General features: G+C 71.2%; 17 protein-coding genes. 9 read left to right on the plus strand and 8 right to left on the minus strand.

What is annotated here, in order from left to right; genetic code table 11:
• Position 1: 1 nt before the first annotated feature.
• On the minus strand, positions 2 to 3286 hold the full coding sequence (locus ACIRP7_RS04410) for a S41 family peptidase (protein WP_403653781.1): 3285 nt from the start codon (positions 3284 to 3286) through the stop codon (positions 2 to 4).
• Positions 3287 to 3469: 183 nt separating this feature from the next.
• On the opposite strand from ACIRP7_RS04410, the gene ACIRP7_RS04415 reads away from it, so the two are divergent.
• The gene (locus ACIRP7_RS04415) at positions 3470 to 4075 is read left to right on the plus strand and encodes a TetR/AcrR family transcriptional regulator (protein WP_403653784.1); all 606 of its coding nucleotides are present in this window, start codon (positions 3470 to 3472) and stop codon (positions 4073 to 4075) included.
• Between the two features lie 103 nt (positions 4076 to 4178).
• A complete protein-coding gene (locus ACIRP7_RS04420) occupies positions 4179 to 6377 on the plus strand; it encodes an MMPL family transporter (RefSeq protein WP_403653787.1) in 2199 nt (732 codons plus the stop codon).
• Positions 6378 to 6419: 42 nt separating this feature from the next.
• Here the strand turns inward: ACIRP7_RS04420 and ACIRP7_RS04425 are convergent, their stop codons facing one another.
• Positions 6420 to 7073 carry a GNAT family N-acetyltransferase gene (locus ACIRP7_RS04425; RefSeq protein WP_403653790.1) on the minus strand — a complete coding sequence of 218 codons (654 nt, stop codon included), beginning with the start codon at positions 7071 to 7073 and terminating at the stop codon, positions 6420 to 6422.
• A 99-nt stretch (positions 7074 to 7172) separates the two neighbouring features.
• Between ACIRP7_RS04425 and ACIRP7_RS04430 the strand changes: the two genes are divergently transcribed.
• The 6 genes from ACIRP7_RS04430 (at position 7173) to ACIRP7_RS04455 (ending at position 14176) form a co-directional block, all read left to right on the plus strand.
• Positions 7173 to 7670, plus strand: coding sequence for a YbaK/EbsC family protein (locus tag ACIRP7_RS04430; protein WP_403653792.1), 498 nt, complete (start codon positions 7173 to 7175; stop codon positions 7668 to 7670).
• On the plus strand, positions 7667 to 8512 hold the full coding sequence (locus tag ACIRP7_RS04435) for an EamA family transporter (protein WP_403653795.1): 846 nt from the start codon (positions 7667 to 7669) through the stop codon (positions 8510 to 8512). Before ACIRP7_RS04430 ends, ACIRP7_RS04435 begins: the two co-directional genes overlap by 4 nt.
• 263 nt (positions 8513 to 8775) lie before the next feature.
• Positions 8776 to 9723 (plus strand): ABC transporter ATP-binding protein, encoded by a 948-nt coding sequence (locus ACIRP7_RS04440; protein ID WP_403653798.1) that lies wholly within the window; start codon positions 8776 to 8778, stop codon positions 9721 to 9723.
• The gene (locus ACIRP7_RS04445) at positions 9720 to 11075 is read left to right on the plus strand and encodes an ABC transporter permease (RefSeq protein ID WP_403653801.1); all 1356 of its coding nucleotides are present in this window, start codon (positions 9720 to 9722) and stop codon (positions 11073 to 11075) included. Before ACIRP7_RS04440 ends, ACIRP7_RS04445 begins: the two co-directional genes overlap by 4 nt.
• A gap of 4 nt (positions 11076 to 11079) precedes the next feature.
• A complete protein-coding gene (locus ACIRP7_RS04450) occupies positions 11080 to 13815 on the plus strand; it encodes an alkaline phosphatase family protein (RefSeq protein ID WP_403653804.1) in 2736 nt (911 codons plus the stop codon).
• A gap of 85 nt (positions 13816 to 13900) precedes the next feature.
• Complete coding sequence (locus ACIRP7_RS04455; protein WP_403653807.1) at positions 13901 to 14176, plus strand: DUF1876 domain-containing protein; 276 nt, start codon at positions 13901 to 13903, stop codon at positions 14174 to 14176.
• Positions 14177 to 14179: 3 nt separating this feature from the next.
• On the opposite strand, the gene ACIRP7_RS04460 is transcribed toward ACIRP7_RS04455, so the two are convergent.
• The 6 genes from ACIRP7_RS04460 to ACIRP7_RS04485 form a co-directional block, all read right to left on the minus strand.
• Positions 14180 to 15340: a serine hydrolase domain-containing protein gene (locus ACIRP7_RS04460; protein WP_403653810.1), complete on the minus strand. Its 1161-nt coding sequence runs from the start codon at positions 15338 to 15340 to the stop codon at positions 14180 to 14182.
• A 34-nt stretch (positions 15341 to 15374) separates the two neighbouring features.
• Positions 15375 to 15821 (minus strand): organic hydroperoxide resistance protein, encoded by a 447-nt coding sequence (locus ACIRP7_RS04465; RefSeq protein WP_352388375.1) that lies wholly within the window; start codon positions 15819 to 15821, stop codon positions 15375 to 15377.
• 107 nt (positions 15822 to 15928) lie between these two features.
• The gene (locus ACIRP7_RS04470) at positions 15929 to 16390 is read right to left on the minus strand and encodes a MarR family winged helix-turn-helix transcriptional regulator (protein ID WP_403653813.1); all 462 of its coding nucleotides are present in this window, start codon (positions 16388 to 16390) and stop codon (positions 15929 to 15931) included.
• On the minus strand, positions 16387 to 17160 hold the full coding sequence (locus ACIRP7_RS04475; RefSeq protein ID WP_403653816.1) for an energy-coupling factor ABC transporter ATP-binding protein: 774 nt from the start codon (positions 17158 to 17160) through the stop codon (positions 16387 to 16389). Before ACIRP7_RS04475 ends, ACIRP7_RS04470 begins: the two co-directional genes overlap by 4 nt.
• Entirely contained in the window at positions 17148 to 17909 is a 762-nt protein-coding gene (gene cbiQ, locus ACIRP7_RS04480) for a cobalt ECF transporter T component CbiQ (RefSeq protein ID WP_352388369.1), read from the minus strand. The genes ACIRP7_RS04475 and cbiQ overlap by 13 nt, the downstream gene beginning before the upstream one ends.
• A 1-nt stretch (position 17910) precedes the next feature.
• Entirely contained in the window at positions 17911 to 18951 is a 1041-nt protein-coding gene (locus tag ACIRP7_RS04485; RefSeq protein ID WP_403653819.1) for an energy-coupling factor ABC transporter permease, read from the minus strand.
• 168 nt (positions 18952 to 19119) lie between these two features.
• Between ACIRP7_RS04485 and ACIRP7_RS04490 the strand changes: the two genes are divergently transcribed.
• Positions 19120 to 19467, plus strand: coding sequence for an SsgA family sporulation/cell division regulator (locus ACIRP7_RS04490; protein WP_403653822.1), 348 nt, complete (start codon positions 19120 to 19122; stop codon positions 19465 to 19467).
• The last annotated feature ends 3 nt before the right edge of the window (positions 19468 to 19470 follow it).

Raw genomic sequence — 19470 nt, forward strand, 5'->3', positions numbered from 1 at the left:
CCTAGGGAGTTCCCCTGGGCGGCAGCTTCGGACGGGACCGGTCCGGCACGTCCCGGTAATCCGGCGGTGTCGCCGGAGGGTTCGTCTTCAGCAGGCTCAGCGCCAGCGTCACCGCGTCGTCCAGTTGGGCGTGGCGGCCCTCCGCCCAGTCCAGCGGGGTGCGCAGGATCTCCAGGTCCGGGGTGACGCCCTGGTTCTCGATCGACCAGCCGTACGCGTCGAACCACGCCGCGTTCATCGGGACCGTGATCACCGTGCCGTCGCCGAGCTGGTGGCGGCCGGTCATGCCGACCACTCCGCCCCAGGTGCGCTGGCCCACCACCGGGCCGAGGCCGAGGAGTTTGAAGGCCGCCGTGATCATGTCGCCGTCCGAGGAGGTCGCCTCGTCGGCCAGGGCGACGACCGGGCCGCGCGGGGCGTTCGAGGCGTACGACACCGGCTGGGCGTTCCTCGTCAGGTCCCAGCCGAGGATCGTGCGGGTCAGTTTCTCCACCACCAGCTCGCTGATGTGGCCGCCCGCGTTGCCGCGCACGTCGACGATGAGGGCGGGCCGGGAGACCTCCATGCGCAGATCCCTGTTGAACTGGGCCCAGCCCGAGCCGCCCATGTCGGGGATGTGCAGATAGCCGCAGCGGCCGCCGCTCAACTCCCTTACGACCGCCCGGCGTTTGGCCACCCAGTCCTGGTAGCGCAGGGGACGTTCGTCGAGGAGCGGGACCACCGCCACCCGGCGGGCCCCGCCCTCGCCCGGTGCGGAACGAGAGGGGCCCGAAGGGCCTTCCTCGGAAGGGTGGTGGTGGGCGACGGGTTGGGCGAACGTCAGCTCCACCGTCGTACCGCCCGCCGCCGCGAGCAGGGGATACGGGCCCGCGACCGCGTCGACCGGGCGGCCGTCCACGTGGGTGAGGACCGCGCCCTCGCGGATGCCCGTGCCGGCCAGCGGGGAGCGGGCCCTGGAGTCCGAGGAGTCGCCGGGCAGGATCCGCCGGACCGTCCAACCCCCGTCTCTGAGAACCAAGTTGGCGCCCAGCAGGCCCTGGCGGCGCTGGTAGTGGGGTGGGCCCTCGTTGCGGCGGGCGGCGGTGACATAGGCGTGGGAGGTGCCCAGTTCGCCGAGGACCTCGCGCAGGAGGTCGGCGAACTCGTCGGGGGAGGCGACCCGTTCGAGCAGCGGACGGTACTGGTCGAGCACCGCGTCCCAGTCGATGCCGCACATCCCCGGTTCCCAGAAGTAGGCCCGGATCAGGCGGCCCGCCTCCTCGTAGGACTGGCGCCACTCGGCGGCCGGGTCGACCTCGTGGAGGATGCGGCGCAGGTCGATCCAGACGGTCGAGTCGCTGTCGCCGGACTCGGTGGCGGGCGTGGCGCGCAGCTCGCCCTCGTCCACCACGACCAGCCGGGAACCGTCGCCGCTGACCGCGAACCAGTCCAGGTGTTCGACCAGTTCGGTCTTCTTCGCCTTGCCGATGGCGAAGTGTTCGAGGGTCGGGCGCTCGGAGGTGTCGTCCGGGTTGACGAAGGTCTCGCCGAGCGCTCCCGAGATGGGCCAGCGCAGCCAGACCAGGCCGCCGCCCGCGACGGGGTACAGCGCCGAGTACTTGGAGGCGGGGACCGGGAAGGGGGTCACCCGGCTCTCCAGACCTTCGAGTTCGACGGTCACCGCGCCGCCCTCGCCGCTCTCGTCCTCGACCGGGTCCAGGCCTCCGGCGGCCGGGCGGCCCTCAGGATTCAGTGCGAAGGGGGAGGGGGTGGCCGAGGACAGCGGGACCAGGTAGGGGCGGCAGCCGAGCGGGAAGGACAGATCGCCGGTGTGGACGTCGTAGACCGGGTCGAAGCCCCGCCAGGAGAGGAAGGCCAGGTAGCGGCCGTCGCGGGTGAAGACCGGGTTCTCGTCCTCGAAGCGGCCGTTGGTGACGTCGAGAATCAGGCGATCCTTTATGCGGGCCATCTTGATCTGGCGCAACGAGCGGCCGATCCCCGGGTGCGACCACGTCAGCCAGGCGCCGTCCGGGGAGAAGGCGAGGTCCCGGACCGGGCCGTTGACCGAGCGGACGAGTTCGGTGATCTCGCCGTCGGAGTCCTCCGTAGCGTCGAGGAGCAGCACGCGTCCGTCGTGCGAGGCGATGGCCAGGCGCTCGCCCTGCGGGTCCGAGACCAGCTCCAGGACCCGGCCCAGCCCGCCCGAGGCCGGCCGTCGCGGCTCGCGGTCACCGGTCGCCCGGGGCAGATAGGCGATCTCGACGACGTCCTCGCCCTCCGCGTCCGTCACATACGCGACCTGGCCGACGGAACCGAGCATCTCCGGGAGCCGGACCCGTACCCCCGGCGTGTCGGTGATGGTGCGTGCGGGGCCGTCCCGGTGGGTCAGCCAGTACAGGCTGCCGCGGACGACGACGGCGCTCGCGCGGCCCGTCTCGTCGACCGAGATGCCGTCCACGTGCTGGGCGGCGGGCACCTGGTACGTACGGCGTCCGGCGCGCGGGCCGCTCAGCCGTACGTCGAGTTTGCGGGCCTCGGCCGAGAGGTCGTCGACGATCCACAGGTCGCCCCCGCACTGGTACACCACCCGGGTGCCGTCGCTGGCGGCGTGCCGGGCGTAGAAGGCGTCGTGGTCGGTGTGGCGGCGCAGGTCGGAGCCGTCGTGGGCGCAGGAGTAGAGGTTGCCGACGCCCTCGTGGTCGGAGAGGAAGGCGATCCGGTCGCCGACGAACATGGGGGAGTGGAGGTGGCCGCCGAGGTCGGGCAGCAGGCGTTCGCCGTGCAGCCAGAGGCGGCCCGTGGCGCCGCCCCGGTAGCGCTTCCAGGCGGCCGGCTCGTGCGGCGGGGTGCCGGTGAGGAGCAGGGTCTTGCGGTCGGCGACCTGGATGTCGGAGACCGGACCCCAGGGGAGCTTGTGGCCGGGGGAGCCGTCGGTGGGGACCTTGTAGGCCCAGGTGAAGTAGGAGAAGGGCTCGCCGTGGGAGGCGACGGCGAGGATGGTGCCCCCGTTGTCTCCTTCGGACGGCGTCCAGCCGGTGACCTGGGTGTCGGCGCTGCCCCAGTAGGTGAGCCGGCGGCCCGGTCCGCCGTCCACGTCCGCGAGGTGGATCTCGGGCACCAGACTGCGCCAGCTTGTATACGCGATGTGGCGGCCGTCGGGCGAGAAGCGCGGGTGGCCGACCTTGGTGCGGTCGACGGTCAGGCGCCAGGCGCGGCCCGGACCGTCGAGCGGGGCCAGCCAGAGGTCGTCCTCGGCCACGAAGCACAACAGGTCGCCGCTCAGATGCGGAAGGCGCAGATAGCTCACCTCCCCATGCTTTTCCCGGGGATGGACCGGAGCAACTTATGAAAAATCGGTCGGGGGTGACCCGCGGACGGCCCGGGTGACCCACAACACGAACGAAACCGTTTCGTTTCGTTGGCGGATGCGCTACATTCGTGTCGTACGAAACAGTGTCGTTCGAACTCCCGGAGCGAAAGGGTGAGTGACATGACCGAGGTCTCGACCGCGCGTCGCAGCCGTATCACCCCCGAGCGCGAGGCCGAGCTGTACGCCGCCGTGCTCGAACTGCTCCGCGAGGTCGGCTACGACGCCCTCACCATGGACGCCGTCGCCGCCCGCACCCGTTCCAGCAAGGCCACGCTCTACCGCCAGTGGGGCGGCAAGGCCGAACTGGTGGCGAAGGCGGTACGGCACACCAAGCCGGGCGGTATCGGTCTCGACGCGATCGACACCGGGTCGCTCAAGGGCGACCTGCACGCGCTCACCATGCGCTCGGACGACTGCACGATGGAGCAGAACTCCGCGCTCATGCGGGGTCTGGCCATGGCCATCCACGCCAACCCGGACCTCCTGAAGGCGTTCCGGGAACATCTCATCGAGCCGGAGATGGCGCAGTTCCGCCGCCTTGTGCAGCGGGCGATCGACCGGGGCGAAGTCCGTGAGGACAACCCGGCGATCGAGTTCATGATCCACATGATGATCGGCGGGTTCGCCGCCCGCCAGATGATCGACGAGCTGCCGCCGACGCAGGCCTTCCTCCTTTCGTACATCGACGCCGTGGTCCTCCCCGCCCTCGGCGTTGCGACCGACTGACCCCAGTCTCCCCGACAAGCCCTCCACCTGACGTAACCGCTCACGTCGTCGGGCTGATCACCCCTGCCCTGAAAACCCACGACCTGACCGGGAGTACGCCTTCGTGGCCACTTTCCTCTACCGCCTCGGCCGGCTCGCCTTCCGGCGACGGCACTTCGTCGGCCTCATGTGGGTGGCCCTGCTGACGCTCGCGGGCGTCGGCGCGATCAGTGCCCCCGCCGCCGGATCCACCTCCTTCTCCATTCCGGGCACGGAGGCCCAGAAGGCCTTCGACCTGCTGGAACAGCGCTTCCCCGGAGCCAGCGCCGACGGCGCCACCGGGCGCATGGTCTTCAAGGCGCCCGAGGGCGAGAAGATGACCGACACCGCCAACAGGGCGACCGTCGCGAAGACCGTCAAGGAACTCGGCGACGGCTCCGAGGTCGTCTCCGTCACCGACCCGTTCACGACGAACGCGGTGAGCAAGGACGGCATGGTCGCCTACCTCTCGGTGAAGTACGACGCTCCCGCCGTCGCTCTCGAGGACGCGACCAAGGCCGCCCTGGAGACCGCCGGTGACGAAGCCCGGGCCACCGGCCTGACCGTCGACCTCGGAGGCGACGCGCTCCAGGCCCAGCCCGACGCGGGGGGAGTCGGCGAGGCCATCGGTCTCGCCATCGCCGCGGTCGTCCTGGTCATCACCCTGGGTTCGATGATCGCGGCCGGGCTGCCGCTGCTGACCGCGATCATCGGTGTCGGGATCGGCGTCTCCACCATCACCGCCCTCGCCAAGGCGCTCGACCTCGGCAGCACCACCAACACCCTCGCGGCGATGATCGGCCTCGCGGTCGGCATCGACTACGCGCTCTTCATCGTCTCCCGCTACCGCGCCGAGCTGGCCGAGGGCCGCGACCGCGAGGAGGCGGTGGGCCGGGCAACCGGCACCGCCGGTTCCGCGGTGGTCTTCGCGGGCCTCACCGTCGTGATCGCGCTGGCCGGTCTCTCGGTCGTCAACGTGCCGATGCTGACCAAGATGGGCCTCGCCGCGGCGGGCACCGTCGTGATCGCCGTCCTCATCGCGCTGACCATGATCCCGGCGCTGCTCGGATACGCGGGCGGCAAGGTCCGCCCGGCGGGCGAGAAGCGCAGGAAGACCACCGGGACGGCGCTCGCGAAGCCCAACCTGGGCACCCGCTGGGCGAGCTTCGTCATCCGCCGCCCGGCCGCCGTACTGCTGCTCGGCGTGGTCGGCCTCGGCGCCGTCGCGCTGCCGGTCAGCCAGTTGGAGCTCGGCCTGCCCGACGACGGTTCGCAGCCGACGTCCACGACCCAGCGGCGCGCCTACGACCTTCTCTCGGAGGGCTTCGGGCCCGGCTTCAACGGCCCCCTGATGATCGTCGTCGACGCCAAGAACAGCGACGACCCGAAGGCCGCGGCCGCCACGGTGACCGACGGGATCAAGGGGCTCAAGGACGTCGTCACGGTCACCCCGGCGACCTTCAACAAGGCCGGCGACACCGCGACCATCACGGTCGTCCCCGACTCCAAGCCATCCTCGGCCCAGACCGAGGACCTGGTGCACGCGATCCGTGACGACATCGCGTCCAAGGCGGACGCGGACGTCCTGGTCACCGGCACGACCGCGATGAACATCGACTTCTCGCAGAAGCTGAGCGACGCCCTCATCCCGTACCTGGCCCTGGTCGTGGGCCTCGCCTTCCTCCTCCTGATCGTGGTCTTCCGCTCGATCCTCGTCCCGCTGAAGGCGGCCCTCGGCTTCCTGCTGTCGGTGCTCGCCGCGCTCGGTGCCGTGGTCGCGGTCTTCCAGTGGGGCTGGCTCGGCGGTGTGCTCGGCGTCGAGGAGACCGGCCCGATCATGTCGATGATGCCGATCTTCATGGTCGGCGTGGTCTTCGGTCTCGCGATGGACTACGAGGTCTTCCTCGTGACCCGCATGCGCGAGGCGTACGTCCACGGCGAGTCACCGAGCCAGGCCATCGTCACCGGCTTCAAGCACAGCGCCCGGGTCGTGGTCGCCGCCGCGGTCATCATGATGGCCGTCTTCGGAGGCTTCATCGGCTCCGGCGAGTCGATGATCAAGATGATCGGCTTCGGCCTCGCGATCGCCGTCCTCTTCGACGCGTTCGTGGTCCGCATGGCGATCGTCCCCGCGGTCCTCGCCCTGCTCGGCCACCGCGCCTGGTGGCTGCCGAAGTGGCTGGACCGCGCGCTGCCCAACGTCGACGTCGAGGGCGAGGGCCTGCGTACGCAGGTGGAGAAGGACGCGGACCCGGACGAGGACCGGGAGCTGGTACGCGTCTGACGCCTACCGCGTGAGAGAGGCGAGGCCGGTGAGGGGGTGCCCTCACCGGCCTTCTTCTGTCGTGGACCGGCCGAGATAGGTGATCGGCCCGGGATCCGGTACGGCGATCTCGTGGAAGCCGAGACGGTCGTAGAAGGCACGCGCGGGCGTGTTGGCGGACACCATCGACAGATGTACGGCGGCCACGCCCCGCTCGTGCAGCGCGCGCAGGAAGCTCTCCATGAGCGCGCGCCCGTACCCGCGCCCCTGCCACTCGGGGAGCAGGTCGATGTGCAAGTGGGCGGGGCAGTCGGCGACTTCGGGCACGAGCATCCGCTCGGGGCGGTGCAGGAGCGCGACGATCTCCTCGTCGGGGGTGCGTGGCTCGTGGCGGGGCTCCGGGTAGCGGCCGACCACCAGGGGCAGCCATCTCGCGCGGTAGTTCTCGACGAACCGGGGCGTGTCGGCGGTTCCGACGATGTACCCCACGGCGTGTCCCGCCCCGTCGTCCAGCACGAAGGCCAACTCCGGTTCGAGATGGACGTACGGCGCCGCGAAGGCCGCGGGGAAGACACCGGGGTCCTTGTAGTGCGGGCGGCTGTCCCGGCCCGCGTGGGCGGTGCGGACGCAGATGTCCTCGACGGCGTCGCGGTCGTGCGGGTGGTAGGGGCGTACGGCGGGAGAGGGGGTGGTTGGTGGGGTCGGTGGTGGGGTCATCGCAGCATCCTGCACGACGGGAAGCGGACAGGGGAACGAAGGCGGAAGGCGACGGTGAATTCAGTCGTGACGTTTGTATCGGCAGCTAATCTGCCGGGCATGACGCCTTCGGACTCTGCAGCCCACCCCCGTTTCGCCGAGGCCCTGCGCGAGTTGGGGCTCGACGGGCTCACCGCGCAGGTCCGCCGCTTCCCGGACGCCACCCGTACCGCCGCCGAGGCCGCCGCGGCCATCGGGTGCGAGCTGAGTCAGATCTGCAAGTCGCTGATCTTCGCGGCGGACGGGGTGCCGGTGCTGGTGCTCATGGACGGGGCCTCCCGGGTCGACCTCGAGCGGGTCCAGGAGGAGCTGGGCGCCGGCAAGGTCACCCGGGCCAAGGCCGATGTCGTACGGGAGACGACCGGGTACGCCATCGGGGGCGTGCCGCCCTTCGGGCACCGTACGAAGACCCGCGTGCTGGCCGATCGCTCGCTGTTCGACCATGACCTCGTCTGGGCCGCCGCCGGCACTCCGTACGCCGTGTTCCCCATCGCGCCCGAGGACCTGGTCGCCCACGCCGGTGCCACCCTCGTGGACGTGCGAGAGCGCACCGCGTGACGCCGGTCGTCACCGCGGCCGTCCTCCTCGCCGCCGTCACGCACGCCAGTTGGAACGCCATCGCGCACCAGATCACCGACAAGCTGACCGGGTTCACGCTGATCTCGGGCGGCGGGATGCTCATCGGGCTGGTGATCATCCCGTTCGCGGCGGTCCCGGCGGCGGGCGCGTGGCCGTATCTCCTCGCCTCGTCCTGCATCCACATGGCGTACTACGCGCTGCTGATGAAGTCCTTCCGGCTCGGTGACTTCGGGCAGGCCTATCCGATCGCGCGCGGCACCGCGCCCCTGGTGGTGACCGTGCTGGCCGCCCTCTTCGCGCACGAGGTGCCGGACGGGTGGGCCGCCGCCGGAATCGCCCTGTCCTGCGCGGGACTCACCGGCGTCGCGCTGTGGGGGCTGCGCGGCCGTAGGCCCGACTGGGCGGCGATCGGCGCCGCGTTGGCGACCGGACTCACCATCGCCGCGTACACCGTCGTCGACGGGCTCGGCGTGCGCGCCTCCGGCTCCTCCCTCGGGTACATCGCCTGGCTGATGGCGGTGCAGGGGGTCGTGATCCCGGCGTACGCCCTCACGCGGTGGCGCGGCCGGTCCGTCGCCGTACTCAGGCCGTTCGCCTGGATCGGACTCGTCGGCGCCGCCCTGTCCGTCGCCGCGTACGGACTCGTCCTGTGGGCCCAGACCAGGGCGGAACTCGCACCGGTCGCGGCCCTGCGCGAGTCCTCGATCATCGTCGGCGCGGCCATCGGAGCCGTGTTCTTCAAGGAACGGTTCGGGGCGCCGAGGATGCTCGCGGCGGGGCTGCTGGTCGCGGGCATCGGGCTGATGCTGCACGCCGGTTAGCCGCAACGGGTCCGCGGACTGCCGCAGGTCTGCGACGCCTGGTCGCGCGCCGGGCCCCGCTCCAGCCTCCCCGGGCCACGCCGTCCGGCGCCCAGGTCTCTCCCAAGCGCTGCCCAAGCCCCGCCCAACGCCGCCCCTGCGTTCGCCTACTTGCCGATGCCTTGACGGTTCGTTCCCTGGGAGTTCAGGCGGACGTCCGTGGCTGGGTCGTGTGCGGTCCCTAAGGTCCTGGCGGACCGCCAAAGAAGGGACGCAAGGGACTCATGGACGCAACTCGCGCAGTCCGGGCCCGCGGGATCACCAAGTCCTTCGGTGATGTCGTGGCGCTCGACGGCGTCGACCTCGATGTGACGCGGGGCCAGGTCCATGGCCTGGTCGGGCCGAACGGTGCCGGCAAGACGACCCTGCTCGGACTCCTGCTGGGCCTCGCCGTCGCCGACTCCGGCCGCCTGGAGATCCTGGGGACGCCGCTCGGGCGGGCGTTCGCCGCTCCCGACGGGGTCGCCGGGTTCGTGGACGGACCCGGTCTCTACCCCTCGCTCACCGCCCGGCAGAACCTCGCCGCGCTGGCCGGACTTCGCGGCCGGGACGCGCGTACCGCCGGCATCGACGACGTGCTCGACCAGGTCGGGCTCACCGACGTCGCCGACGACAAGGCCCGCGGCTTCTCCCTCGGCATGCGTCAGCGGCTCGGGCTGGCCGCCGCGCTGCTGATCCGTCCGCGGCTGCTGGTGCTCGACGAGCCCTCCAACGGCCTTGACCCGGCCGGGAAACGGCATGTGCACGGGGTGCTGAACCGGCTCGCCGCGGACGGCACGAGTGTCGTGGTCTCCAGCCACCGTATGGACGACCTGGAGGCGATGTGCTCCGAGGTCACCATCCTCGCCACGGGACGGGTCGTGTTCTCCGGACCGCTCGGCAAACTGGCCGTCGAGAGCCGTGAACTCGACTACCGGGTACGGACGTCCGACCCGCGGGCCGCGCGGCGGCTGGCCGACGGCATGGACGGGATCCGGGTCGTCGAGGACGGCGGGACCCGGCAGGACACCGAACTCCTCGTCGTCCGCGCGCTCGTGCCCGCTCTCGACGACCTGGTGGCGCGGCTGGTGACGTCGGGCGTCGCGGTGCGTGAACTCGCGCCCGTGGTCTCGCCCTTGGAGGCCGCGTTCCTGGCCCTCACCGAGAACCAGGAGACAGGGGCAAGCAGATGACCACCACTGCCACCCCGATCCGTTCTGTTCGCCCCGCCCGCCCCGTCTCCGTCCCGCGCAGCTACCGCTTCGAGCTCGTCAAGCTCGTCTCCCAGTGGCGCATCCGGCTCCTCGTCCTCGTCTGCTGGATCGCCCCGGGGCTCTTCGTCGCCGGGGTGAGCGGGCAGAGCACGCTGCCCTCCGACACCCTCTTCGGCCGCTGGATGCACGCCACCGGCTGGGCCGGACCGCTGGTGATGCTCGGTTTCGCGGGCACGTGGGCGCTTCCGCTGCTGACGTCGGTGGTCGCCGGTGACGTGTTCGCCGCCGAGGACCGGCTCGGCACCTGGCGGCACCTGCTGGTGGCGGTCCGCTCACCGCGGCGGATCTTCGTGGCGAAGGTGCTGGCCAGTCTCACCGTCATCCTGCTGCTCGTTGCCGGGCTCGCCTGCTCCAGCGCAGTGGGCGGCCTCGCCTCCGTCGGCAACCAGCCGCTCGTCGGCCTCGACGGCCACCTGCTGACCCCTTCCGACGCCGCCGAGGGCGTCCTGCTCGCCTGGGTCGCCGCCCTCGCCCCCACCCTGGCCCTCGCCGCCATCGGCCTGCTCGGGTCGGTCGCCCTCGGCCGGTCCCCGATGGGACTGCTGCTGCCCCCGCTGGTCGCGCTCGGGATGCAGGTCGCCCAGATGCTGCCACTGCCCGTCGCCGTGCGCCTGGCCCTGCCCGGCTACGCCTTCCTCTCCTGGAACGGCCTGTTCACCGCCCCGGCCCAACTCGCCCCGCTGCTGATCGGCGTCGCCGTCAGCCTGGCGTGGGCCGTGCTCGCGACCGCACTGGCCCATCTGCTGTTTCTCCGGCGGGACTTCACCGACCTCGCCTACGACGGCGGCGGGCGCCGCGCGTTCACCGTGGGTGTGCTGCCCCTGGCCGCGCTGACCGCTCTCACCGTCGCGGTGATCGCCACCGCGACCGACTCGACGGGCATCACCCAGGCCAAGGTCCAGCGCTCCCTCGCCACGGCCTTCGCCCACCTCTACCGCCTGCAGACCGAACAACTCCACCGCCCCGCCGTCACCGAGGCCGAGCTCAAGGCCTCGGCGGCGTGCACCAAGAGCGACGGCCAGGCCGCTCAGCAGGGGGCGGGCAATGACTGGCGGTGTGTCGTGACCTGGCACCTGCCCGGCGTACCGGTGGCGGGGACGGCTGTCTATCAGCTGGACGTCGGATCGGACGGGCGGTTCGTCGCCGACGGCGACGGACCGAAAGAAGTGAACGGCTACTTCCTGGTGCGGACCTCCACCGGGGACGCACCCAACCCGCTGTGGCAGTTCGACGGCAACGTCGAGCTGCTGGACACCACCTCGAAGGGATAGTCCCATGCAGGTAACACGGCAGCGCCGGAGCAGCGAGAAGGTCAGACGTCTCAGCCGTCGGACCACGCTGGTGACGGCCGGTATCGCCGTCGCCCTCGGTGTCACCGGCACCGCGGTCGCCTCCACCTACCAGTTCGGCACCCAGCAGGTCGCACAGGACACCGCCAAGGGTCAGGTCATCTCCAGCGACCAGTACCTCAAGCCGTACGGCAGCCGGACCGTCATCAACGACGGCAAGATCATGTCGTCCACGGTCAGCCCGGACGGCGCCCACCTCGCGGCCTCGGTCACCGACGGCGACGCCGCGCTTGTGATCATGGACCTGGCGACCGGGCGGGTGAAGCAGAAGATCGGCGCCAAGGCCGCGGACGACCTGCGCATCAGCAGCGCCGCGGTCGGCCAGGAGGGCCCCACCTACTCGCCCGACGGCAAGCAGCTGTGGCTGGGCCAGGCGAACGGCTACACCAGGTTCACCGTGAACGCGGACGGCACCCTCTCCACCCCGACGGCCGTCCCCATCCCGGCCGTCGGCACCCAGCAGGCGCTCGTGGGCGCCGCGGTGTTCTCGGCGGACGGCTCCACCGTGTACTCCGCCGTCAACGGCCAGAACCGGGTCGTCGCCCTCGACGCCGCCACCGGGACGATCCAGCAGAGCTGGGCCGTCGGCAACGCCCCGCGCGGCCTTGCCCTGGTCGGCGGGAAGCTGTACGTCAGCAACGAGGGCGGACGTCCGGCCAGGCCCGGCGAGACCACCATGAACTCCTACGGCACCCAGGTGCCCGCCGACCCCGACACCGGCGCCGCGACCACCGGCACGGTCAGCGTCATCGACACCGGCGCAGGCAAGGTCGTCCGGACCATCGACGTGGGCCTGCACCCGACCGCCGTGTACGCGAAGAACGGCACGGTGTTCGTCACCAACACCGCCGACAACGACGTGTCGGTCATCGACACCCGCAAGGACAAGGTCGTCCAGACCATCGCCACCCAGCCGTGGCCCGAGGCGAAGGTCGGCTACGAGCCCGACGCGGTCACCCTCACCGACGACGGCCACCTGCTGGTGACGCTGGGCCGCGCCAACGCGGTCGCCGTCTACCGGTACAAGTCCGCACAGGAGCCCGCCAGTTACGTGGGCCTGCTGCCCACCGACTACTTCCCCGCCGAGATCACCACCGTCGGCAAGAAGGTCGTCGTCTCCAACACCCGTGGCATTGACGCCCGCCGCCCCACCACCGCCACCGGCCACGGCACCCACGACACCACGTCCAGCCTCACCGAGTTCACGCTGCCGAGCGACCTCGTCATCAGGTCCCAGACCGCCAAGGTGTTCCAGCAGAACGGCTGGACGCCCGGCTCGGTCACCACCGCCAAGGGCAAGAGCCACGCCAGGCCGGTCCCGGTCCCGGCACGGCTCGGCGACCCCTCGACGATCAAGCACGTCTTCCTGCTCGTCAAGGAGAACCGCACCTACGACCAGGTCTACGGCGACCTCCCGCAGGGCGACGGCGACCCGGCGCTCACGACCTTCGGCGCGAACGTGACGCCCAACCAGCACGCCCTGGCCCAGCAGTTCGGCCTCTACGACAACTTCTACGACATCGGCACCAACTCCGCCGAGGGCCACAACTGGCTGATGCAGTCGGACAACCCGGAGTACACCGAGTCCTCCGCCGGTGAGTACACCCGCAGTTACGACACCGAGAACGACGTCCTCGGCCACCAGAAGTCCGGCTTCATCTGGACCGGCGCGCAGGCCGTGGGCAAGTCGGTCAAGGACTTCGGCGAGTTCCAGTCGACTGAGTCCAAGCCGGCCGGCGCGAACTGGCAGAACCTGTACTGCGACAGCAAGACCATGGCCGCGACCGGGGCGCAGACCCAGTACCCCATCCAGACCGGCTCGGCGATCCCCTCGCTCAACGACGTGTCCGTACAGGGCTTCCCGATGTTCGACCTCGACGTCCCGGACATCTACAAGGAACAGATCTGGCAACAGGACTTCGAGAAGAACGGCCCGGCGAACCTGAACATGTTCTGGTTCTCCAACGACCACACCGGCGGCCCGGCCAACGCGTCCGCAGAGGTCGCCGACAACGACCTCGCGGTCGGCCGGATGGTCGACAAGATCTCCCACAGCACGTACTGGAAGGACTCGGCGATCTTCGTCGTCGAGGACGACTCCCAGAACGGCCTGGACCACGTCGACGGCCACCGCGCCCCGGTCCAGGTCATCAGCCCCTACGCCCAGCACGGCACCGTGGACAGCCGCTACTACACGCAGATCACCATGATCCGCACCGTCGAGCAGATCCTCGGGATCCACCCGATGAACCAGAAGGACAGCGCGGCCACGCCGATGTACGGGGCCTTCACGACAAAGGCGGACACCACCCCGTTCACGGCGGTCCCCAACCGCACCTCGCTCACCCTCGGCGTGAGCCCCACTCCCTCCTGCGGCGCGGACACCCCGGCCGCCCAGGACGCCGACGCCGCCCCCGCTCCGACGTCCGCCGCGGTGCCGCAGGCCCAGCAGCAGCTCGCGGCGCAGTGGAAGACCTGGGCCTCCCACCAGCGGCTGACCGGCGCGCACGCGGTGCCGGACTACGCGAACGCCGAGCAGATGAACCGGTACACCTGGTACCAGACGCACGCCTGGACCAAGCCGTACCCGGGCGACAAGAAGGTCTACGCACCGAACGACGTGCCCGGCGCCTACCTCCCGTCGCCGGAGTCCGACGGCTGACGGCCAACAGCGTCTCCGGCGGCCACGTGTGCGGTGGCCGTCGGAGGAGCACTCTGGAAGCAGAAGGTTTCCGGAGGTGACCGACATGACGCAGACCACTGTGGGATGGCACGTCGAGCTGGAGTTCCGGGAGGACGAACGGCACACGCAGGCGGTCGCCCTGGTCCGCCTGCCCGACGGGACCGAGGTACGGGCGCACGGACACGCCAGCCGCCACCGCACCGACCCGAATCAGCCGCGGGTCGGCGAGGAGGTCGCGGGGGCGCGGGCGCTGAACGAACTCGCGATGCAGCTGCTGACCAAGGCGCACGACGAGATCGACGAGGCGTCCGGGCGGACGTCCCACTCGATCAACGTGTAGTCGTCACAGGGCCGCGCGCACCGCCCTGACCAGCGCCTGCGCCCGCGGGTCCGCCGTGACCGTCTTGCGGAACCCGTTGGTGACATAGCCGAAGGCGATGCCCGTCTCCGGGTCGGCGAAGCCGAGGGAGCCACCGCGGCCCGGGTGCCCGAAGGAGCCCGCGCCGAGGAACGGCGACGCGCTGCCGTGCAGCATGTAGCCCAGGCCGAAGCGGGTGTTCACGACCAGCACGCGGTCCGGGCCCGCCGACTCCTCGGTGCGGGCGAGTGCGACCGTGGCCGGGTCGAAGAGCCGCACCCCGCCGACCTCACCGATCAGCGCCGCGTAGATCCGTGCCAGCCCGTCGGCCGTCGCGATGCCGTTGGTGGCGGGCAGGGCGCTCGCCCGGTACTCCGGTGCGTTCTGGTCGGGGAAGGGGGTGATCGCGGCGAAGGCGCGGCGGGTGAGGGAGCCGGGGTCCTCGTAGGCCTCGGTGACGGACCGCTTGGGGCGGGCGCGCAGGGCGCCGGTGGGCTCGGGGCCTTCGACCCGTCCGACCCGCCCCGTGCGCCCGGCGGCTTCCTCCTCCTGCGGCAGCCCGAGCCAGAACTCGGCCCCCAGCGGCCCGGCGATCTCCCGCGCGATCCACTCACCGGCCCCGAGCCCGGTCACCCGGCGCACCAGCTCGTCCAGCATCCAGCCGTACGTCAGCGCGTGGTACCCGTGGTCCGTGCCGGGCTCCCAGACGGGTGCCTGCGCGGCGACGGCCTCGGGGCCCTTCAGCGGGTCCAGGGCCTCCTCGGGGGTGAGCGGCCGGTCGATCACCGGCAGGCCCGCCCGGTGGTTCAGCACGTGCCGGACCAGTACGCGCTCCTTGCCGCGCGCCTTGAACTCGGGCCAGTACTCCGCCACCGGCGCGTCCAGGTCCAGCGCCCCGCGCTGGTGCAGCAGCAGGGGTACGGCGGCGGCGACGCCCTTGGTCGCCGAGCGCACGACCTGCGCGGTGCCGCGCTCCCAGGGCTCGGTGCCGTCGATGTCCCTGGTACCGGCCCACAGGTCGACCAGCTTGCGCCCGTCCCGGTACACGGCGACCGCCGCGCCCCGGTCCCCGAGCGCCTCGAAGTTCCGCGCGAACACGTCCCTGACCGGCTCGAAGCCCTCGGCGACTGCGCCGTTCACGTCCACGCCCGTACTCCCCTTACTGCCGCTCGGTGCCCCCTCAGCCAAGCAGAATCGTCACGTCGATGTTCCCGCGGGTCGCGTTCGAGTACGGGCAGACCTCGTGGGCCGCGTCCACCAGCTTCGCCGCGAGGCCCGCGTCGAGGATCGGGAGGGAGACGCTCAGGGCGACCGCGAGGCCGTAGCCGCGGTGCTTGTTGGGGCCGATGCCGACCTTCGCGGCGACCGTGGAACCGGTCAGGTCGTAGCCCTCGCGGTTGCCGACGAGGATCAGCGCGTTGTGGAAGCAGGCGCTGTAGCCGGCGGCGAACAGCTGCTCCGGGTTGGTGCCGTTGCCGTCCCCGCCGAGCGCCGGCGGCATCGCGACCTTCAGCTCGATCTGGCCGTCCTGGCTGGTGACGAAGCCGTCCCGGCCGCCGTGGGCGGTGGCCTCGGCGACGTACATGATCTTCGTCGGCCGGGTGTCGACGGCGGTTTCCTCAAGCATGGCTGGTCTCCCCCCGGAGAGGTGCGCGCAAATACATCGTGCACAAGGTACCGGCCGGTAGGTCTGGGCCGGACCACCAGGGGGTGGCAACCTCGGGTAACAGGTGGTCAGCGGGGGCGCTCGGACGCCTCGTGCGCTCTTTCCGCGAGCCCCCACAGGTCCTCGCGCAGTCGCGCGGCCTCCGCGGTGTCGAGCCCGGTCGCGGAGAGGAGGGCGCCGGGGACGGCCGCCGCGCGTTCCCTGAGTTCCTCCGCACGCCCCGTGCACGCCACCAGCACCGAGCGCTCGTCGCTCGCCGCGCGCTCCCGGCGTACGAACCCCGCGCTCTCCAGCCGCTTGAGCAACGGCGAGACCGTGCCGTAGTCGAGACGCAGGGCGGCTGCCAGCTCCTTCACGGTCGTCTGACCGCGTTCCCACAGCACCAGCAGCACGAGGTACTGCGGGTAGGTGAGCCCGAGCTCGTCGAGGAGCGGCCGGTACGCGGCCGTCACCGCGCGCTGGGCGGCGTACAGCGCGAAGCACAACTGGTCGTCCAGCAGCAGTGATCCGGCGTCCTCTTGGTTCGTCACGCGCCCATTGTCACGGACCGCGGATCGAATCCGAAGGGCAACTCCAACCGGTGGGCCCGCATCAGCTCGTCGTCGGCCAGGAGTTCGGCGGTCCTCCCGTCCGCGGCGATCGTGCCCTCGCTCAGGATCAGCGAGCGCGGGCACAGCTCCAGCGCGTACGGCAGATCATGCGTGACCATCAGGACCGTCACGTCCAGCGAGCGCAGGATGTCGGCCAGTTCGCGGCGGGAGGCCGGGTCGAGGTTGGAGGAGGGCTCGTCCAGGACGAGGATCTCCGGCTCCATCGCCAGCACGGTCGCCACCGCCACCCGGCGCCGCTGGCCGAAGGACAGGTGGTGCGGGGGCCGGTCCTTGAACTCCGCCATGCCGACCCTGGCCAGCGCCCGGTCCACGCGCTCCTCCAGCTCGGGCCCCCTGAGCCCGGCCGCCGCCGGTCCGAACGCCACGTCCTCGCGCACGGTCGGCATGAAGAGCTGGTCGTCGGGGTCCTGGAAGACGATCCCGACCCGGCGCCGGATCTCGGCCATGTGCTTCTTGCCCACGGGCAGCCCGGCGACCTTCACCGTGCCCACCCCGCCACTCAGGATGCCGTTGAGGTGCAGCACGAGGGTCGTCTTGCCGGCGCCGTTCGGCCCGAGCAGCGCGACCCGCTCGCCGCGCGCGATCGAGAAGTCCACGCCGAACAGGGCCTGATGCCCGTCGGGGTAGGCGAAGGCGAGGCCGGAGACCTCCAGGGACGCGGTGCTCACAAGGTCGCTCACAGGGCCCATCCCACCACGCAGACGACAAGGGCGGCGACGGGGAGCGCGAGGGCGTACGACCACTGCGCCCGGGACGCGGTCACCTCGTCGATGACCGGCATCGAACCGGCGTACCCCCGGCTGACCATGGCCAGGTGCACGCGCTCGCCGCGCTCGTAGGAGCGGATGAACAGCGCGCCCGCCGACTTCGCGAGGACGCCCCAGTGCTTGACGCCGCTCGCCTCGAACCCCCGCGACTCCCGCGCGATCCGCATCCGCCGCATCTCGTCGGTGATGACATCGCCGTAGCGGATCATGAAGGAGGCGATCTGGACCAGCAGCGGCGGGAGCCTGAGCCGTTGCAGTCCGAGCAGCACCGAGCGCAGTTCGGTGGTGGACGCCAGCAGCACCGACGCGGCGACCCCCAGCGTGCCCTTGGCGAGCACGTTCCAGGCACCCCACAGGCCGCTCACGCTCAGGGAGACCCCGAGCACCTCGACCCGCTCGCCCTCCGCGACGAACGGCATCAGCACCGCGAACGCCACGAACGGCACCTCGATCAGCAGCCGCTTCAGCAGGAAGCCGGCCGGCACGCGCGCGGCGTACGCGACGACGCCCAGCAGGACGGCGTACAGGCCGAACGCCCACATCGCCTCGCGCGGGGTCGAGACGACCACCACCACGAAGCCGAAGGCCGCCGCGAGCTTGGTGTGCGGCGGCAGGGCGTGCACCGGCGAGTGTCCGTGCCGGTAGAGCCGGTGCGCGTGTCCGGCGCCCACGTCAGACGCCCGTCCCGACGGGTGTGGTGCCGGCGGTACGGCGCCTGCGGACCGCCCAGAACACCGTGCTGCCCGCGACGACGGTCACGCCGACGCCGATCACGCCCGCCAGCCCCCCGGACAGGCGGGCGTCCTCGACGTCCTTCACGCCGTAGTCGGCGAGCGGGGAGTCCGAGGTGGCGTGCTTGTCGGTCTTCGCGTCGATGCCCTTGTCGGCGGCGACCTTCTCCAGCCCGTCGGGGCTGGCGGAGGCGTAGAAGCTGACGAACCCGGCGAGGACCAGGGAGGTGACCAGGCCGGTGATCCACACCTTGCGGTGCGAACGGGCGGCGGCGACAGGCGCGGTGTCCGGTACGTCGACCAGTTCACCGTCGACCCGCAGCTTCAGCTTCTGCTGGAGGCCGCGGGCGCCGTACACCAGGTCGGGGCGTACGGCGACGACGGCACCGACGGTCAGCGCGGTGATGGCCGCCTCGCCGATGCCGATGAGGACGTGGACGCCGATCATCGCGGTGGCGACCTTGCCGAGGGAGACGTCGGTGGTGCCGCCGACGGCGTAGATCAGGGTGAAGGCGACGGCCGCGGCGGGCACCGAGAGCACGGCGGCCACGAAGGAGGCCGCGGTGATCGAACCGCGCCGGCGCGGGAGCACCTTCACCAGCCCGCGGAAGACGGCGTACGCCACGACCGTCGTGACGACGGCCATGTCGGTGATGTTCACGCCGAGCGCGGTCAGGCCGCCGTCCGCGAAGAGGATGCCCTGCATGAGCAGGACGACCGAGACGCAGAGGACCCCGGTGTAGGGGCCCACCAGGATCGCGGCCAGTGCGCCGCCGAGCAGGTGTCCGCTGGTCCCCGCGGCGACCGGGAAGTTCAGCATCTGCACGGCGAAGATGAACGCCGCGACGAGGCCGGCCAGGGGCGCGGTGCGTTCGTCCAGTTCACGGCGGGCGCCGCGCAGGCTCACCGCGACGGCGGCCGCGGCGACCACGCCGGTCGCTGCCGAGATGGGGGCGTCTATGAATCCGTCAGGCACATGCACCGTTCGATGATAGTGGCTTGTTGCGAACCCTTTGCAAGAGGGCCTTGTCGCGAACAGCAACTCACGGGCTTTCGGTCCAGGGGGCGGAACACGGGAAATGTGCGACTCTGGGAGGGGGGTGGACGCACAGCTTCCGCACAGGTCACGCAGCGTGAGAGGGCCGTCACGATGTCCGTAGTCGAACAGTACGCGCGAGCCCACATCGTTTCGGACGCGGACATCGCCGAGGACGAGGCAGTCGCGGTGGTCCTGCGCTACGACCCGGAGACCGACCCGCGCTCGGTACGGATCGGTCTGCCGGGCACCCACGAGTGGACCTTCGCGCGAGCCCTGCTGGAGCAGGGACTCAGGGCTCCGGTCGGCACCGGCGAGGTGCGGGTGTGGCCGTGCGGACGGGTGCAGGCCGTGGTGGAGTTCCACTCGCCGCAGGGCGTGTCGGTCGTGCAGTTCGAGCAGAAGGCCCTGCTCAGGTTCCTGCGGCGGACGTACACGGCCACGGCACCCGTACGGGGTTAGCCG

It is taken from the genome of Streptomyces sp. NPDC102270, assembly GCF_044766405.1.
Lineage (GTDB): Bacteria > Actinomycetota > Actinomycetes > Streptomycetales > Streptomycetaceae > Streptomyces.

Excerpts from the sequence above, each read along its gene's own strand:
- ACIRP7_RS04490 (WP_403653822.1), top strand. The coding sequence starts at position 19,120 with ATGTCCGTAGTCGAACAGTACGCGCGAGCCCACATCGTTTCGGACGCG.
- ACIRP7_RS04440 (WP_403653798.1), top strand. The coding sequence starts at position 8,776 with ATGGACGCAACTCGCGCAGTCCGGGCCCGCGGGATCACCAAGTCCTTC.
- ACIRP7_RS04455 (WP_403653807.1), top strand. The coding sequence starts at position 13,901 with ATGACGCAGACCACTGTGGGATGGCACGTCGAGCTGGAGTTCCGGGAG.
- ACIRP7_RS04425 (WP_403653790.1), bottom strand. The coding sequence starts at position 7,073 with ATGACCCCACCACCGACCCCACCAACCACCCCCTCTCCCGCCGTACGC.
- ACIRP7_RS04445 (WP_403653801.1), top strand. The coding sequence starts at position 9,720 with ATGACCACCACTGCCACCCCGATCCGTTCTGTTCGCCCCGCCCGCCCC.
- ACIRP7_RS04465 (WP_352388375.1), bottom strand. The coding sequence starts at position 15,821 with ATGCTTGAGGAAACCGCCGTCGACACCCGGCCGACGAAGATCATGTAC.
- ACIRP7_RS04430 (WP_403653792.1), top strand. The coding sequence starts at position 7,173 with ATGACGCCTTCGGACTCTGCAGCCCACCCCCGTTTCGCCGAGGCCCTG.
- ACIRP7_RS04415 (WP_403653784.1), top strand. The coding sequence starts at position 3,470 with ATGACCGAGGTCTCGACCGCGCGTCGCAGCCGTATCACCCCCGAGCGC.
- ACIRP7_RS04475 (WP_403653816.1), bottom strand. The coding sequence starts at position 17,160 with ATGGGCCCTGTGAGCGACCTTGTGAGCACCGCGTCCCTGGAGGTCTCC.
- ACIRP7_RS04450 (WP_403653804.1), top strand. The coding sequence starts at position 11,080 with ATGCAGGTAACACGGCAGCGCCGGAGCAGCGAGAAGGTCAGACGTCTC.